Origin of the sequence: Streptomyces sp. NPDC058955 (genome assembly GCF_042741435.1) — a bacterium.
In the GTDB taxonomy this organism is placed as follows: Bacteria; Actinomycetota; Actinomycetes; order Streptomycetales; family Streptomycetaceae; genus Streptomyces.
Genome location: NZ_JBHYKM010000036.1, coordinates 7,033 through 22,894 on the forward strand (window position 1 = coordinate 7,033; position 15,862 = coordinate 22,894).

17 protein-coding genes are annotated in these 15,862 nt (G+C 75.9%); 8 read left to right on the forward strand and 9 right to left on the reverse strand.

Annotation, left to right across the window (positions count from 1 at the left end; genetic code table 11):
* Positions 1 to 164: 164 nt before the first annotated feature.
* Entirely contained in the window at positions 165 to 587 is a 423-nt protein-coding gene (locus tag ACFW1I_RS16475) for a DUF350 domain-containing protein (RefSeq protein WP_030498656.1), read from the forward strand.
* A gap of 38 nt (positions 588 to 625) precedes the next feature.
* Here the strand turns inward: ACFW1I_RS16475 and ACFW1I_RS16480 are convergent, their stop codons facing one another.
* The gene (locus tag ACFW1I_RS16480; protein ID WP_384670284.1) at positions 626 to 1,126 is read right to left on the reverse strand and encodes a hypothetical protein; all 501 of its coding nucleotides are present in this window, start codon (positions 1,124 to 1,126) and stop codon (positions 626 to 628) included.
* Complete coding sequence (locus tag ACFW1I_RS16485) at positions 1,123 to 2,565, reverse strand: WGR domain-containing protein (RefSeq protein ID WP_384670286.1); 1,443 nt, start codon at positions 2,563 to 2,565, stop codon at positions 1,123 to 1,125. Before ACFW1I_RS16485 ends, ACFW1I_RS16480 begins: the two co-directional genes overlap by 4 nt.
* A 176-nt stretch (positions 2,566 to 2,741) precedes the next feature.
* On the opposite strand from ACFW1I_RS16485, the gene ACFW1I_RS16490 reads away from it, so the two are divergent.
* Positions 2,742 to 3,866 carry an SPFH domain-containing protein gene (locus ACFW1I_RS16490; protein WP_384670288.1) on the forward strand — a complete coding sequence of 375 codons (1,125 nt, stop codon included), beginning with the start codon at positions 2,742 to 2,744 and terminating at the stop codon, positions 3,864 to 3,866.
* 4 nt (positions 3,867 to 3,870) lie between these two features.
* Positions 3,871 to 4,836: a M23 family metallopeptidase gene (locus ACFW1I_RS16495; protein WP_384670290.1), complete on the forward strand. Its 966-nt coding sequence runs from the start codon at positions 3,871 to 3,873 to the stop codon at positions 4,834 to 4,836.
* A 6-nt stretch (positions 4,837 to 4,842) separates the two neighbouring features.
* On the opposite strand, the gene ACFW1I_RS16500 is transcribed toward ACFW1I_RS16495, so the two are convergent.
* The 4 genes from ACFW1I_RS16500 to ACFW1I_RS16515 all read right to left on the reverse strand — a co-directional run bounded on the left by ACFW1I_RS16500 (position 4,843) and on the right by ACFW1I_RS16515 (position 8,850).
* A complete protein-coding gene (locus ACFW1I_RS16500) occupies positions 4,843 to 5,694 on the reverse strand; it encodes an alpha/beta fold hydrolase (RefSeq protein WP_384670292.1) in 852 nt (283 codons plus the stop codon).
* Positions 5,695 to 5,792: 98 nt separating this feature from the next.
* On the reverse strand, positions 5,793 to 6,494 hold the full coding sequence (locus ACFW1I_RS16505; protein ID WP_384670293.1) for an ABC transporter ATP-binding protein: 702 nt from the start codon (positions 6,492 to 6,494) through the stop codon (positions 5,793 to 5,795).
* Between the two features lie 78 nt (positions 6,495 to 6,572).
* Complete coding sequence (locus ACFW1I_RS16510) at positions 6,573 to 8,051, reverse strand: ABC transporter permease (RefSeq protein WP_384670295.1); 1,479 nt, start codon at positions 8,049 to 8,051, stop codon at positions 6,573 to 6,575.
* A 103-nt stretch (positions 8,052 to 8,154) separates the two neighbouring features.
* On the reverse strand, positions 8,155 to 8,850 hold the full coding sequence (locus tag ACFW1I_RS16515; RefSeq protein WP_384670296.1) for a type 1 glutamine amidotransferase domain-containing protein: 696 nt from the start codon (positions 8,848 to 8,850) through the stop codon (positions 8,155 to 8,157).
* Positions 8,851 to 8,978: 128 nt separating this feature from the next.
* Here ACFW1I_RS16515 and ACFW1I_RS16520 point away from each other — a divergent pair, with 128 nt between their 5' ends.
* Entirely contained in the window at positions 8,979 to 9,950 is a 972-nt protein-coding gene (locus ACFW1I_RS16520) for a LysR family transcriptional regulator (protein ID WP_384670298.1), read from the forward strand.
* 29 nt (positions 9,951 to 9,979) lie between these two features.
* Here the strand turns inward: ACFW1I_RS16520 and ACFW1I_RS16525 are convergent, their stop codons facing one another.
* Together ACFW1I_RS16525 and ACFW1I_RS16530 are read right to left on the reverse strand one after the other, a co-directional pair.
* Positions 9,980 to 11,023, reverse strand: a complete 1,044-nt coding sequence (locus tag ACFW1I_RS16525) for a S66 peptidase family protein (RefSeq protein ID WP_384670299.1) — start codon at positions 11,021 to 11,023, stop codon at positions 9,980 to 9,982.
* Between the two features lie 62 nt (positions 11,024 to 11,085).
* Complete coding sequence (locus ACFW1I_RS16530; RefSeq protein WP_384670300.1) at positions 11,086 to 12,291, reverse strand: ROK family protein; 1,206 nt, start codon at positions 12,289 to 12,291, stop codon at positions 11,086 to 11,088.
* Between the two features lie 188 nt (positions 12,292 to 12,479).
* On the opposite strand from ACFW1I_RS16530, the gene ACFW1I_RS16535 reads away from it, so the two are divergent.
* The 4 genes from ACFW1I_RS16535 to ACFW1I_RS16550 are packed head-to-tail and all read left to right on the forward strand — an operon-like array spanning position 12,480 to position 14,888.
* Complete coding sequence (locus ACFW1I_RS16535) at positions 12,480 to 13,049, forward strand: winged helix-turn-helix transcriptional regulator (RefSeq protein WP_384670302.1); 570 nt, start codon at positions 12,480 to 12,482, stop codon at positions 13,047 to 13,049.
* A complete protein-coding gene (locus ACFW1I_RS16540) occupies positions 13,046 to 13,990 on the forward strand; it encodes a ketopantoate reductase family protein (protein WP_384670304.1) in 945 nt (314 codons plus the stop codon). Before ACFW1I_RS16535 ends, ACFW1I_RS16540 begins: the two co-directional genes overlap by 4 nt.
* A 38-nt stretch (positions 13,991 to 14,028) precedes the next feature.
* Entirely contained in the window at positions 14,029 to 14,670 is a 642-nt protein-coding gene (locus ACFW1I_RS16545) for a phosphoribosylanthranilate isomerase (RefSeq protein ID WP_384670305.1), read from the forward strand.
* Positions 14,671 to 14,711: 41 nt separating this feature from the next.
* Complete coding sequence (locus tag ACFW1I_RS16550; protein WP_384670307.1) at positions 14,712 to 14,888, forward strand: hypothetical protein; 177 nt, start codon at positions 14,712 to 14,714, stop codon at positions 14,886 to 14,888.
* Here the strand turns inward: ACFW1I_RS16550 and ACFW1I_RS16555 are convergent.
* A partial coding sequence (locus tag ACFW1I_RS16555) for an FAD-dependent monooxygenase (protein WP_384670309.1) occupies positions 14,885 to 15,862 on the reverse strand: 978 nt, incomplete at its 5' end. The two genes, ACFW1I_RS16550 and ACFW1I_RS16555, sit on opposite strands and share 4 nt — an antisense overlap.

A 15,862-nucleotide genomic window follows, 5' to 3' on the forward strand; every position in this document is an offset into this window, starting at 1 on the left:
CGGGGGGGGGGTGGTCCTTCGGCGCTGCGCGGGCCCGCGGGCCGCGCCGCCCCCCGCCGGGGCGGGGGCGGCCCCCCCCCCCCCCGGCTCGTTCCGTGCGCTAGATTTTGCCGGTCCATGACCGTCGATCGCTCGCGATCACCACTCTCCGGAGCCGGCTTCCCATGACCGACATCGTCAACGGCCTCGGCCGTGCCACCGCCTACGGCGCCCTCGGCGTGGTCCTGCTGATCCTCGGCATCGTGCTGGTGGACATCCTGACCCCCGGCAAGCTGGGCCGGCAGATATGGGAGGACCGCAACCGCAACGCGGCCGTCCTGCTCAGTTCCGCCCTGCTCGGCATCGGCGGGATCGTCTTCACCTCGATCTGGACCACCTACGACAACTTCGGCAAGGGCCTGGTCTCCACGGCCGCCTTCGGCCTCCTCGGCCTGGTCATGATGGCCGTCGCCTTCCTGGTGGTCGACCTGGTGACGCCGGGCAAGCTGGGTGCCACGCTGGTGGACCCGGAGCCGCACCCGGCGGTCTGGGTGACCGCCTCCTGCAACATCGCCGTCTCCGCGATCGTCTCCGCCTCGATCGCCTGACCGCGCGCCGCACTCCCCCCGGCCCGGTGTCCGTCCGCTCAGGACGGGACCGGGCCGGCGGCCGTTCCGGCGGCGGGCTCCGTCTCCAGGAAGCGACGGCCGCGCGGTCCCTTGTAGAGCAGGGCCTCCCAGCCGAGGTCGGCGAGGACCCGGGCGCAGGCGGTCAGCGCCTCGGTCTCCTGTCCGGCGGCGCCGGCGCCGGGCGGTCCCAGCCACTCGACCACGGCGGTGGCGGGCCGCTCCCCCGCCCGGACGCGGTAGCCGGTCGCCACGCGCGCGCCGCCGGCGTCGACCGCCGAGGGCGCGAGCCCGCCGGCCTCCAGGGCGAGCGCCACGGCCCGTACCGGCTGCCGCCGTTCCCACAGGGCGGGTACGGCTCCGGCGCCGCCGCCCGGGGTGCCGGTCAGCCGCCGGATCTGCCGGAGCCCTTCGAGCGCGGAGCGGACCTCGCGGGAGCGCTGCTCGGCGTCGCCGGTGAACGGGGGCCCGTCGCCGGTCGCCGCCTCGAACGCCCCCTTGCCGCCCGGGTCCCCGCTCACAGCAGCCGCCGGATCTCGCCCCGGACCCGGTAGAAGCCGCCGGCCGCCGGGTGCAGGGCCTCCACCACGAACCGCGCGCCGGGCTCCCGGATGGCGCGCGGGAACTGCACGTTCCACGACGGCTCGTAGCCGTGGCTGACCACGCGGACGCGGCTCCGGCCGCCCTCGCGGGCGCACTCGACCACGATGGAGCCGGGCGGGGCCTCGGCCACCGACGCGACGGAGGCGACGGCGGAGACGGTGGTCGCCGGGGTGTACGTGGGGAGCGCGGCGGCCAGCTTGACGTCCCGGACGACGGGGACGCTGCCCTGCTGGGCGGCCTCGATCGCCGCCTCGCTCGCGTCCACGCAGACCAGCGAGCCGTCGGTGGTCACCAGGTACAGCCGCTCGTCGCGGTACTGCATGGAGAGCGCCGAACCGCCGCCGGTGCCCAGCTTCCACAGCCGGGTGCCGTCCTCGGCGAAGCAGTAGACGGAGGAGGACGAGTCGCCGGCGAAGACGAACCGGCCGCCGGGCGAGGTGGCGCAGGAGTACACGACCGAGTCGCAGGTGTAGACGGCCTCGACCCGGCCGTCGCTCTTGGCCAGCCGCTGCACCTTGCGGCGGGCGGTGCCCGCGTAGACGGCGGTGTCCTCCTGCCAGCCGAAGAGCACCGCCCCGTCGGTGCCGGTGTGCCACAGCTCGCCGGAGCCGTCGTTCGCGTAGGCGGTGACGCCCTCGGTGTCGCCGTAGTAGACGGCGCGGCCGTCGGCCCGGACCATCCAGGCGTGTTCGCCGCGGCCCGAGCGCGACCACTGGTGCTCGTCCTCGTGGTCGATGACGGTGAGCCGGCCGGAGCGGTCGGCCACGTCCAGCACGCCCTCGTGGATGTCGAGCCAGAAGATGTCGACGTCGGAGGTGATGTCGTAGGCGGCGAACGGCAGCTTGGAGGAGAGGTCGTAGACCTTGCCGTCGTCGCAGCCGGCGTAGATCCAGAAGTCGTCCGCGACCAGGCACTTCACGCCGTCGGGGAGGCCGAAGCGGGCCAGCACCTCGCCGCCGTGGGCCAGCGTGAAGACGTCCCCGGCCTGGTTGCCCACCCAGATCCGGTCCTCGTCGACATGGATCCCGAAGGCGGCGGAGCCGGTGCGGAAGCGCCACAGGACGGGGGCGACGGCCCGGGCGGTCGAGGGCGCGGAGCTGACCGCGCGGCGGGTGACGGGCCGGGCGGCGCGCTGTCCGGGGACGGCCGGGGCGTAGCCCTTGCGGACCTTCTCGCCGATCTTCTTCGCCGCGGCGGCCCGCGCCTTCTCGGCGGTCGCGAAGGCGGAGCGCTGGGTCTGGCCGGCCGCGCCGATCCGGCCGTAACGGACCGACACCTCCAGCCCGTCGACCGTCACTTCGTAGAACTTGTGGGCACCGCCGCCGTCCTGGGACAGCTCCAGATAGGTCGTCGTCATGATCCGAACGGTAGAGGCAGGCACTGACAGCGGCCTCCGGGGAGGTCGCGGCCGAGGGACCAAGGTCCCGGCGATTCAGGACCTTTGTCGCGGCATTCCGGACATACACCCCTGTGACGATGGAGTTCGAAGATCATCCGACGTGCCGTCACCTCCGGTACGGCCGAAAGGGCCTCATGACCGAGCAAACCCCCGGGGCCCGGCCCGACCGCGTGCGCCGGCACGCGGACGGCATAGCGATGGACGACCTCTTCCGGTCGGACCCCGGCCCCGAACGCCCCCACGACGACCCCGACCGCCCCCGGGACGACACCGCCCGGACCCGCGAGGACGCGAGCCGGCCCCGCGACGACACCGCCCGGACCCGCACCGCGACCGGCCACCCCCTCGCCGACGGCGGCGCCCCGCCGCGCCGCCACCCGCCCGCCGACGCCGGACTCACCGAGCGCCCCGGCCCCGCCGCCCCCGGCTGGCTCGCCGTCCTCACCGGGACGGCCGCCCTGGGCAGCGCCGCCGCCCTGCTCTGGCGGGCCCGCCCGCTGCGCACCGCGCACCTGCTCCCCTGGGAGTGGGCCGCTCTCGCCGGCCTGGGCGTGCTCGCCGTGGTCTGTCTCGGCGGCCTCACGCGCGGGCGCACCGGCTCCGCCTGGGTGCTCTCCCTGTTCGGCCGCTACCGGGGCAGCGTGCGCCGCACCGGCCTGGTCTGGATCAGCCCCTTCGTGCTGCGCCGCCGCGTCGACGTGCGGCTGCGGCACTGGCGCAGCGAGCCCATCGCGGCCGTGGACGCCGAGGGGTCGGCGCTGCGGGTGGTGGTGCTGGTGGTCTGGTCGGTGCGGGACACGGCACGCGCGCTGTACGCCGTCGACGACCATCTCGGCTATCTGCGGGAGCAGGTGGAGGCCGCCACCGCGCGCGTGCTGTCCCAGTTGCCCGCCGACGCCTTCCAGGGCGGGTCGCCGACGCTGCGGAACGCGGAGGCGGTCGGCGACGCGCTGACGCGGCTGCTCGCGGCCGAGTGCCGGCCGGTCGGCGTGGCCGTCTTCTCGGCCCAGCCGACCCGGATCGAGTACGCGCCCGAGGTGGCCGCCGCGATGCACCGCCGGCAGCTGGCCGTCCTGGACGCCCGGCACCGGGAGTCGGTGCTCACCGGCGTGATCGACGCCGTCGACGACACCGTGACCCGGCTGACCTCGCGCGGCCTCGTCGAGCTCGACGACTTCGAACGGCAGGCCCTCGTCAAGGACCTGACCGTCGCCTTCTACACCCGGCGGGGCGACCTCGCCCGCCCGAACGAGGAGTGACCGAGTGACCGTGGAGAGGACCACCGCCGTGAACGGCCTGGAGACACCCGGCTTCACCGACGAGACCCCCGAGGACTGCGCCTGCGCCGGCTGCGCGGCGGGCGCGCTGGCGGCCCGCCTGGAGGCCGCGCGGGCGGCGCACTCCGTGACGTCCCTGCACGGGGTGCGCCGCGCGGTGGTCACGGCGGCGGGGCTGGTCGCGCTGACCGCCGCGGGCACGGGCACGGCCGCCGCCGAACCGGCCCCGGCGCACGCCGGCTGGGACGGCTCGCGCTACTGGTTCCGCAACGCGACCGGCGAGTGGCGGTGGACCGGCCATCGGTCCGTGTACCTCCAGCGCACCGGCACCGCGGCGGCGCAGCCCGCCCCGGCGGGCCCGGCGCGGGAGCCGGTCTTCCGGGGGCGGCAGGGCTGGGACGCCACGGACCGGGTGTACTGGTTCCGCTCCGGCGGGCACTGGTACTGGACCTCCCACCGCTCGACGTACGAACAGCGCACCGGCCTTTCCGGCGCGGCCCCGGCGGAGCGCCCGTCGCGGCCCGCGCAGGGCGGCGGAACGGCGGCGCGCGGCTGGACCTCGCCGGTGGAGTCGTACGTCTTCACCGGGTACTACGGGCAGCGCGGTTCCTGGTCGCGGGGCTACCACACGGGGCAGGACTTCGCGGTGCCGAGCGGGACGCCGGTGCGGGCGGTCGGGCCGGGCCGGGTGGTGCGGGCGGGGTACGCGGGCGCGTACGGCTACGAGGTGGTGCTCCGTCACCCGGACGGCCGCTACACCCAGTACGCCCACCTCTCCCGGATCGACGTCGCCCCCGGGCAGAGCGTGTCGGGCGGGCAGCGGATCGCGCGCTCGGGGGCGACGGGCCGGGTGACCGGTCCGCATCTGCACTTCGAGGTGCGGACCGGGCCGTCCTTCGGCGCGGACGTGGATCCGCTGCGGTACCTGCGCGGGCACGGCGTCCGGATCTGAGGCCGGTCAGCCGGTGACGCGCTCGATCCAGGCGGTGACGTCGGCGACGACCTCCGCGCGGTTGGTCTCGTTCAGGACCTCGTGGCGGGCGCCCTCGTAGCGGTGGTAGGCGAGGTCGGTGAGGCCGGCCTCGCGGTAGCGGGAGACCAGCAGGTCGGTGTGGGCGAGGCGGCCGTTGAGCGGATCGCGGTCGCCGACGAAGAGCGCGACGGGCAGGTCGGCGGGGAGGCCGGTGGGGTCGGCGAGCCGGGCGGCGGCGTCCGCCAGGTGGGCGAGGCCCTGGAGGTCGAGGCCGAAGCCGCAGAGCGGGTCGGCGAGGTAGGCGTCGACCTGCGCCTCGTCGCGGCTGAGCCAGTCGGCCTCGGTGCGGACGGGCGCGAAGGGGGCGTTGAAGGCGTCGAAGGGGCCGCCGCCGGTCCCCGGCGCCTCCGCGAGCGCGGTGAGCAGGGCGTCGACGGCGGTGGTGCCGGAGAGGGCCACGCCGTCGACGAGCTCCGCGTGGTCGAGGAGGTACTGCTGGGCGGCGAACGATCCCATGCTGTGGCCGAACAGGACGACCGGGACGCCGGGGTGCCGCTCGCGGAGGACGCGGGTGAGGGTGGCGAGGTCGCCGACGAGGAGGTTCCAGCCGTCGGCGCCGAGGTGTCCGGGCCCGGCGTGCATCGACCGGCCGTGGCCGCGATGGTCGGCGGCGTAGACGGCGTGCCCCCGGGCGGCCAGGTGCTCGGCCAGCGGCGCGTACCGCAGGCCGTGTTCGCCCATGCCGTGCGCGATCTGCACGACACCGCGGACGGGCCCTTCGGGGAGCCAGGCGTGGACGTGGACGCGGACGCCGTCCTGGGAGGTGAAGGTGAACATGGCGCGCTCCGGCTCCTCTGCCCGCTCGACGGAAGGACACGCCACCGTACGCGCTGTTCGGCATTGCCGAACAAGGGTCCGGTGGCGTGATCCGCGTCTCAGGCGTTCGACGGGGCGGCGGCCTTCGGGTTCTCGGTGACGGTGAGGCGGCCCTTGCGGAGGGTCGCGAGGCGTGGGGCCCGGCGGGCCAGGACGCTGTCGTGGGTGACCATCACGAAGGTCAGGCCGTGCTCCTGGCAGAGTCCTTCGAGGAGGTCGGCGATCTCGTCCCGGGTGGACTCGTCGAGGTTGCCGGTGGGCTCGTCGGCGAGGAGCACCTGGGGCCGCTTGACCAGCGCGCGGGCGATGGCGACGCGCTGCTGCTGGCCACCGGAGAGCTCGGACGGCAGGTGGGCGGCGCGCTCGCCGAGGCCGACGGAGTCCAGCGCCTCGGCGGCCCGGCGGCGGCGCTCGGCGGCCTTGGCGCCGAGCGGGACGAGCGCGGTCTCCACGTTCTCCTGCGCGGTGAGCGTGGGGATCAGGTTGAAGCTCTGGAAGACGAAGCCGATCGACCGGCCGCGGACGGCCGTGAGCCGGGACTCGGAGAGCCCGGCGAGGTCGGTGCCGTCGAGGAACACGCTGCCGGCGGTGGGGCGGTCGAGGCCGCCGAGCATCTGGAGCAGGGTGGACTTGCCGCCGCCGGTCGGGCCCTGGATGACAAGGCGGTCGCCCTGCGCGATCTTCAGGTCGATCCCGGCGAGGGCGTCGACTCTCGCCTGGCCGCGCCGGTACTGCTTGGTGACGCCGATGAGTTCGTACATGGGTGGGTCTCCTGGGGTGCGGGAGGGGCTCCTGCGGTACGGGGAAGGGCTCCTGCGGTACGGGGAGGGGCGGGGCGGCTACTCGACGCGGCGCAGCGCGTCGGCGGGGCGCAGCCGGGAGGCGCGCCAGGCGCCGAAGGCCCCGGCGACGAGTCCGCCGACGAGGGCGAGGAGGACGGCGAGCCCGACGGTGGTGAGGCTGACGGGGGCGGTGAGCGCGATGTCGACGCTGCGGCCCGCGGCGGTGCGCGTCATGCCCGGGCCGCCGAGGACCATGCCGCCGCCGCGGCCGGCGAACCCGCCCGTACCGGCGCCGAGTTCGGCGGTCAGGGTGGGGCTGACGGCGGTGACGGCGTAGGCGCCGGCGAGGCCGAGGGCGATGCCGAGGGCGCCGCCGACGACGCCGTTGACGAGGGCTTCGCCGACGACCTGGCGGGTGACGCGGCCGCTCTTCCAGCCGAGCGCCTTGAGGGTGCCGAACTCGCGGACGCGGCGGCAGACGGCGGAGGAGGTGAGGAGTCCGGCGACGAGGACGGCGGCGAGCAGCACGGCGTACGAGAGCCACCTGCCGACGTTGGAGGCGAGACCGGCGGCGGTGTCGAGGGAGCCGGAGACGGTCTGGGCGAGGTCGGCGGAGGTGGTGACGGTGGTGCCGGGGACGTTCTTCCGGATGGCCGTCTTGACGTCGTCGATCCGCGTGGAGTCGGTGGCCTTGACGTAGACGGTGGTGACCTTGCCGGCCGAGTCGGAGAGGGTCTGCGCCTGCCTCAGCGGGAGGTAGACCTGGGCGGTGGACTGGCCGCTGTCGGCGGTGGCGATGCCGATGATCTCGAACTTCACGCCCTTGACGGTGAGTTCGTCGCCGACGGCGAGGTCCTGCTGCTGGGCGTAGGCGCTGTCGACCACGACGACCTTGCCGTCGGTCTCGGTGGTCTTGAAGGTGCGGCCCTGGGTGACGGTGGAGGTGGTGAGCGGGCCGAGGTCGGGGCTGGTGACGTCGGTGCCGTAGAGGGTGAAGGAGTCGACGTCGAAGGCGGCGCCGCCGCCGGTGACGGTGTCGCCGGGACCGCCGCCGGTCCCGCCCTGCGCCTGCCCCGGACCCTGCGGCTGTCCCTCCGCCTGGCCTTCGCCGCGCTGGATCTCGCCGCGCTTGAACTCGCCGTTGATCTTCAGGTTGACGAGGCTGAGGCCGCCGACGGCCCGCTCCACGCCCGCCTGCTTGGCCACCGTGGCCACGGTGGAGTCGGCGAGGGTCTGGAGGCCCTGGACCATCAGCCGGTCGCTGCTCTGCGCCTCCCCGTCGTCCCGGCCCTGGAACTCGAACCGGGGCCGCGCGGGCTGCGCGCCCTCGGCGGGCCGTTCCTGGGCCTTGGTCACCGTGAGGTCCGTGCCGAGCCCGTAGAGGGATTCGAGGACCTTGCCCTGGGCCTGCTTCATTCCGGCGGACACCGAGGTCACGACGATGACCAGCGCGATCCCGAGCGCCAGTCCGGAGGCGACGACGAGCGCCGCCTTTCTGCGGCGGCGCAGTTCGCGCCGGAGGTAGGTGAAGAACATGGCGGCGAACGTAGGGCCGCCGTGTGAGGCCGGGATAAGGCCCGCGTGAGAGCCGGATGAGAGCGGGGGCGGCACCCGGCCACCGCCCCCGCCGGGGCGCCGCTCAGGCGAGGCGCTTCAGGACCTCGGTCGCCAGGGGGGCGGAGGAGGCCGGGTTCTGGCCCGTGATCAGGTTGCGGTCGACGACGACGTGCGGGGCCCACGGCTCGCCGGCCTGGACGTCGACGCCCGCCTCGCGCAGGCGCGTCTCCAGGAGCCACTTCGCCTTGTCGGCGAGGCCCGCCTGGGTCTCCTCGGCATCGGTGAAGGCGGCGACGCGGTAGCCGGCGAAGGCGTTCGCGCCGTCCTCGCCGACGGCGGCGAGCAGGGCGGCGGGACCGTGGCAGACGACGGCGAGCGGCTTGCCGGAGCCGAGCGCGTCGATCAGCAGCCGCCCGGAGTCGGCGTTCACGGCGAGGTCCTCCATGGGGCCGTGGCCGCCGGGGTAGAACACGGCGTCGTACTCGGCGAGGTCGACGTCCTCCAGCCGGATCGGCGTGCGCAGCTGGGCGAAGGCGTCGAGGGTGGCGGCCACCTGCGCGGCGCCCTCGGGGCCGCCGTTGGCCTCGGGGGCGAGGCTGCCCCGGTCGACGGTGGGGACGACGCCGCCGGGGGTGGCGACGACGACCTCGTGGCCGGCGGCGGTGAACGCCTCGTAGGGCGCGGCGGCCTCCTCGGCCCAGAAGCCGGTGGGGTGCTCGGTGCCGTCGGCGAGGGTCCAGTGGTCGGCGCCGGTCAGCACGAAAAGGATCTTCGACATGGGTCTGCGGGGCCTCTCGGGTCGCGAAGGAAGCGGGTCGCCGTTCCGGGCCCCGGAGGGCTCGGCCGGGACGGCGATGGTTCGACCGTAGGCGCCCGGACCCATGGGAATCCAATAGGCTCGGACATGTGGACGATAGGAATTCTGATGGATCGCCGGGAATAGGGACGGGGGCGGGACCGGGGCCGTCCGGGCCGCCGGACCTGAACCTGCTACGGACCTTCCTCGCCGTGTACCGCGCCGGGGCCTTCACCGCGGGCGCCCGGGTCCTGGGCCTGTCGCAGCCGACGGTGACCGCGCAGATCAGGGCCCTGGAGGGCCGGCTGGGGCGGGAGCTGTTCGAGCGGCTGCCGCGCGGGGTGGCGCCGACGCCGTTCGCGGACGACCTGGCGGCGCGGGTGATGGGCCCGCTGGACGCGCTGAGCGCCGCCGCGGGCGCGGCGGCCGGGGTGCCCGGCGAGGACGGCCCGGCGGAGCCGGTCCACCTGGCGGGCCCGGCCGAGTACCTGTCGCACACCGTGCTGCCGACCCTGGCACCGCTGGTGGAGCGGGGGGTGCGGCTGCGGATCGCGTTCGGCCTGACGGACGGTCTGCTGGACGAACTGCGCGCGGGCCGCCACGACCTGGTGGTGTCGACGGTACGGCCCCGGGGCCGCAGCCTCACCTGGCTGCCGCTCGGCGACGAGGAGTTCGTCCTGGTCGCCGCGCCGGGGTGGGCCGAGCGGATCGGCGGACGGGTCGCCGAGGAGGGCCCGGCAGCGCTGCACGGCGTACCGCTCGTGGCGTACGCCGAGGACCTGCCGATCCTGCGCCGCTACTGGCGCCACGTCTTCGGCCGGCGCCTGACGGCCGTGCCCGCGGTGACCGTCCCGGACCTGCGCGCGGTGCGGGCGGCGGTGGCGGGCGGCGCCGGGGTGAGCGTCCTGCCGCGCTACCTGTGCGCGGCGGAGCTGGCCTCGGGCGCCCTCGTACCGCTGCACCTGCCGGAGGACCCGCCGATCAACACGGGCTTCCTGGTGCAGCGCCCGGGGCCGCCGCCGCACCCGCACGTGGCGCTGGTGCGGGACCACCTGGTCCGGCGGGGGCGGGAGGCCGGGTAGGGCCGACCCCCGGCCCCCCGCCCACCATGTCAGTACGTGACCGTGATCCGGCGGGCCGGGCCGTCCACGCGGATCGCGCCGCCGTAGGGGATCACCACCTGCGGGTCGGTGTGTCCGAGGTCCACGTCGAAGACGGCCATCGTGTCGGGCGCGTAGGCGTCGAGCGCGCGGAGCACGGCCGCGCGCTGGTCCTCGCGGTAGGCGGCCCGGGCGGCCGGGTCGTTGGGGGTCTCGAAGGACCAGGCGCGGGCCCGGCCCATGAGGAGCGCCGGGAAGCGGGCGAGCAGGCCCCGCTCCCCCATCGCCCGGAGGATCCGGAAGACCTCGTCGGCGGAGGGCAGCAGCTCGGAGGTCTCCAGGACCAGCACCCCGCCCTCGTACGCCGCCGGCTCCGCGATCTCCCCTCCCGCGATGAGGAGTTGGGCGACGATCTCCAGGCAGCCGCCCCAGGAGCGGCCCTCGACCACCCGGTCGGCCCGGTGCCAGTACCAGGGGCCGGCGGGCTCCATGACGGGTGCGGAGTCGAAGGTGCGGGGGTCCTCCCAGGGGCGCTCGACGTCGTTGGTGTCGGTCGGGGCCGGCAGGTCGTACGGGCCGGAGCCGAAGAGCGCGGCCCGGACCGAGGCGTCGGTGACGGGGTGGACGGCGCCAGGGCGGCCGAACTGGGTCATCACGGCGGCCCCGTGGTAGCCGACCACGCCGAGGTTCCACAGTCGCATCAGCAGGTTGGTGTTGTCGCTGAACCCGAAGAACGGCTTCGGGTTCGCGCGGATCAACGCGTCGTCGAGGTGAGGGAGAAGGGTGATCTGGTCGTCGCCGCCCATGCTGGCGACGACGGCCTTGACGGTGGGGTCGGCGAAGGCGGCGTGCAGATCGGCGGCCCGGTCCCGAGGGGACGCGCCGAGCTTGCGCGTGGTCGGGTACTCGACGGGCACGAGCCCGTACTCCTCCGACAGGCGCCGCAGGCCCAACTCGAACGGGAGCGGCAGCACTTCGGGGAGTCCGGCGGCGGGCGACAGCACGGCGACCCGGTCCCCGGGGCGCGGCTTGGGAGGAATGACGATGTCCGGCATTCCCGCACCCTAGTCGGGACCTCCCGCCGGCCACGCGCCTTTATTCGCCCGCCGACCGACCGTCAGCGGGTGTGGGCGAGCGGGTCGGCGAGGACGTCGTGGAGGACGAGGGCGGCGGCGCCCCGGGCCGCGTCGGTGGCCGGGGAGGCGGCGCGCAGGCGGAGGGCGTCGGCGGGCCAGAGGCCGGAGACGACCCGTTCGGCGAGTTCGGCGGAGACGGCCGGGGCCAGCCAGGGCATCAGCCGGGGGTAGATGCCGCCGAGGACGACCGCCTCGGGGTCGAGGAGGTTGACCGCGCCGGAGAGCGCCCGGCCGAGCATCCGGCCGGCCTCGGCGAGGGCCGCGAGCGCCCGCGGGTCGGCTCGCTCGGCGCGGGCGGCGAGGTCGTCGACGTCGTCGGCGCCCGCCGCGGCCAGCAGCGCGACCTGGCCGGCGTACTGCTCCAGGCAGCCTCGGGAGCCGCAGCGGCAGCGGGGCCCCTCGGCGTCGACGACGAGGTGGCCGATCTCGCCGGCGAATCCGTGGGCGCCGCGCAGGAGTTCGCCGTGGACGACGACGGCGCCGCCGACGCCGGTCTCGCCGGTGAGGTGGAGGAAGGTGCGGGGCGTGCCGGCGGCGCCGAAGCGGAGCTCGGCGAGCGCCGCCATGTTGGCCTCGTTGTCGGAGGCGATCGGGAGGTCGGGGGCGGCGGGGCGCAGCGCGGCAAGGGCGTCGCCGAAGAGGCGCTCGGCGGGGGTGCCGTGCCAGCCGAGGTTGGGGGCCTGGCGGACGGTGCCGCCGGAGACCAGGCCGGGCAGGGCGAGGGCGGCGCCGGCCGGGACCAGGCCGAGGGCCTCGGCCTCGGCAAGCGCCTCGGCGGCGACGGCGGCGGCGCGCGCGAGGACCTCGGGGGCGGCGGCGCGGTTGTCGACGCGGACGGTGCGGCGGATCCGGTCGGTGCCGGTGAGGTCCACCAGGCAGACGGAGACGTAGGCGACGTTGATCTCGACGCCGAGGCCGGCGGGGCCGGTCCCGGCGGGCTTGAGGACGGTGCCGGGGCGGCCCGCCTGGCCGCTGAAGGTCTTGCCGGACTCGACCAGGAACCCGAGGTCGAGGAGCTGCTCCACCAGGGAGGAGACGGCGGGCCGGGTGAGGCCGACGCGGGCGGCGACGGCGGCCCGGGTGGTCTCGCCGGCGTCGTGGACGGTCCTGAGGACGAGGCTCAGGTTGTGCCGGCGCACGCCCGCCTTGTCGGCCTTGGGTTCCGTGGGCTGGTTCATGGTGGGCATGAGCCTAGTCACCCCTTTCGCTCGAACAGAAATACCACCCCGGGGGCCCGCGCGATCTCTCCGACGGCCTCGCACGACCTCTCCGGCAGCGCCGTGGGATCTCTCCGGCCCCCTCGCACGACCTCTCCGGCCGTCTCGCATGACAAAAAGAGTTCAGTCACCGAACTCTTTCGGCTAGGCTGCCCGCCATGACCCTTCCGCGCGACTACCGCGGCCAGACCTGCTCCCTCGCCCGCACGATGGAGGTCGTCGGCGAGCGCTGGACGCTGCTGATCCTGCGGGACGCCTTCTACGGGGTGCGCAGGTTCGGCGAGTTCGCCGGGCACCTGTCGCTGCCCCGGGCCGTGCTCACCGACCGGCTGGCCGGGCTCACCGCCGCCGGCGTCCTGGACCGCCGCCCCGACCCGGGCGGCGGCCGCCGCGAGGTGTACGTGGTCACCGCCAAGGGCCTCGGGCTGTGGCCGGCCGTCCGGGCGCTCACCGAATGGGGCGAGGAGCACGCGCCGCCGCCCGGGGGCGGGCCGCGCCGGCTCTTCCTGCACCACGCCGACGGGGCCCCGGTCGGCCCCGACGGGCACTGCTCCGGCTGCGCCGCCGCCGTCCCGCCCGGTGACCTGCTGGTCGCCCCGGGGCCCGGGCTCGCCCCGCCCGGCGACGACGCCGACCCGGTGACGGCGGCCCTGGCCCGCCCGCACCGGCTGCTCACCCCGCTGCTCACCACCGCGCCGGTCCGGCGCTCCACGAAGGGAACCCCATGAAGATCCTCGTCGTCGGCGCCGGCGCCACCGGTGGCTACTTCGGCACGATGCTGGCCCGCGCCGGGCAGGACGTCACCTTCCTGGTCCGCCCCGGACGCGCGGCGGCGCTGCGCGCGGGCGGGCTGCGGGTGGTGGGCCGGGACGAGGAGTGGGTGCTCGACGCGCCCCGGCTCGTCACGGCCGGCGAGGGGCCGGCGGGAGGCCCGTACGACCTCGTCCTGCTCGGCGTGAAGGCGACCGCCCTCGACGCGGCCCTGGCGGACCTCGCCCCCTTCGTGGGACCGGGGACGGCGGTGCTGCCGCTGCTCAACGGCCTGGCCCACCTCGACGCGCTGGAGGCCCGGTTCGGTGCCGGAGCCGTCCTCGGCGGGGTCGCGAAGGTGGTCACGGTGCTCGACGACACCGGCGCGATCCGGCGCCTCGCGCCGCTGGCGCACCTCGCCCTCGGCGAGCGGGACGGCGCCGTCTCGCCGCGCGTGAAGGAGATCCGTACGGTCCTGGAGGACGCCGGGATCGACGCGCCCGTGCCCGCGTCGATCGTCACCGCGATGTGGCACAAGTGGGTCTTCATCACCACCTTCGGCGCCGTGACGAGCCTGATGCGGGGCACGGTCGGCGAGGTGTACGACACCCCCGGCGGCCCGGAGCTGGGCCCCGCGGTGCTCGCGGAGGCGGCGGCGGTCGCCGCGGCGGCCGGGCACCCGGTGCCGGACGAGGAGCGGGCGGCGACGCTCGCGGTCGTCTCGGCGTCCGGTTCGCCGATGGTGCCCTCGCTCTACCGGGACCTCACGGCGGGCCGGGCCACCGAGGTCGAGCACCTCTTCGGGGACCTGACCGCGCGGGCCCGCGCCCTCGGCGTGCCGACCCCGCTGCTCGACCTGGCCACCCTCCACCTGCGGGTGCACCAGCGGCGGATCGACGCCGCCGGGAGCGGTCAGTAGGCTCGACGGCGCCGGGACGGGAGCAGAGGAGCGACAGAGTGTTCGTCAAGGTGTGCGGGCTCGCCACGACCGCCGACATCGACGTGGCCGCCGAGGCGGGCGCGGACGCGGTCGGCCTGGTGATCAGCGGGACCAGTGTCCGGGGGCTCGACCGGGACCGGGTGCCGGTGCTCGTCGCGCACGTGCCGGACGGCGTGGTGTCGGTGCTCGTCGTCAACGACACCCCGGCCGCCGAGGCCGCCCGGATCGCCGCCGCCCTCGGCTTCGACGCGCTCCAGCTGCACGGACGCGCCTACGACCGCGCCGAGTTCGAGGCCGCCGCCGCGGTCTTCCCGCACCTGTGGCGGGCGACCGCGCTCGCCGACGGGCCCGACACCCGGGTGGGCGCGCTGGGCGAGGAGATCCTGCTGCTCGACTCGCCCAAGGCGGGCTCGGGTTCGCGCTGGGACCTCTCGCTCCTGGACACGGCCCGCCCGGAGGGCCACTGGCTCCTCGCCGGCGGCCTCGCCCCCGGGAACGTCGCCGAGGCGATCGCCACCGCCCGCCCCTGGGGCGTCGACGTCTCCAGCGGCGTCGAGTCGGCGCCCGGCGTGAAGGACCACGACCTGGTCCGCGCCTTCGTCGCGGCGGCGAAGGCCGCGCCGTCCACTCAACCTTCGGACGTCCCCGCACGTCAGTAGGGATGAAGCACGACGCACTACCGAGAACGAGGGGACCCGTGATGGTGGAGGAACTGGCGGAGGTCGTGGTGAGGGCGGCCGGCGTGGCGGCGCGTGGCGTGGCCTCCCTGCTCACGATCCCGGAGACCTACTCGGCGGCGGCGGAGTTCGCCGCGGCGGAGGCCGACCGCCCCCGCAAGCGGCGGGACGACGAGAAGGCCAGGGCCGAGAAGGGTTAGCCCGCGCCGCCGGGCGCGGCGAAGACCCGGGCCAGGTGTGCGGTCAGACGGGCAGGGTCGGGGTCGGGCAGCCGGGCGCCGAGGTGGCCGTCGGGACGGACGACGAACGCGACGGGCCCTTCGCCTCCGGTCGCGTAACGGGCGGCGAACTCGCCGCCGGTGTCCCGGTATACGGGCAGCGGCCCGGTGCCGGCCGGCGCGCCCGGCGGGCGCACCGCGCAGACGTCGACGCGGCCTCCGGTGGCGCGCCAGGCCGCCGAGGCCAGCTCGTCGCGGCCGGCGACGCCGCCGGAGCCGTACCCCGTCCCGTACAGCAGCAGGACGGTGGGGCGGTCGCGGAGGACGTCGTACAGGCGGACCGGATAGGTGGCGATCGGGCCGACGAGACCGCCGCAGTCGGGGGCGCGGTCCCCCGGGGCGGGTCCCGGGCCTTCGCCGGGCGGGTCGACGATCGGGCTGCCCCGGTAGTCGACGAGGAGCTGTGCCTCGCGGAGCATCAGGGTCGCCGGGTCCTCCGGGTCGGCCTGGACGCCGCCGCCGGTGGCGTGCCGCACGGTGCGGGCGACGACCTCCTCGCCGACCGGGCGGCGCTCGGCGTCGTAGCTGGCGAGGAGGGCGGCGGAGGCGGCGCCGTCGACGGCGAGGGCGAGTTTCCAGGCGAGGTTGTAGGCGTCCTGGATGCCGGTGTTCATGCCCTGGGCGCCGGTCGGCGGGTGGATGTGGGCCGCGTCCCCGGCGACGAGGACGCGGCCGTCGCCGTACCGGTCCACGATGCGGTGGCTGATCCGGAACACCGAGGCCCAGCGGAGCGCCGAGGCCGTGGTGCGCTGCGGGGAGAGGCGGTCGAGGACGGCCTGGATGTCGGCCAGCCCGGGCGCCGGGCCCGGGCGGGGGCGCGCCGGGGGGGCGCGGGGCCCGCGGGCCCGGGGGGGGGGGGGGCCCCGGGCGAGGAGAGGGGGCCCGCCCCCCCACCC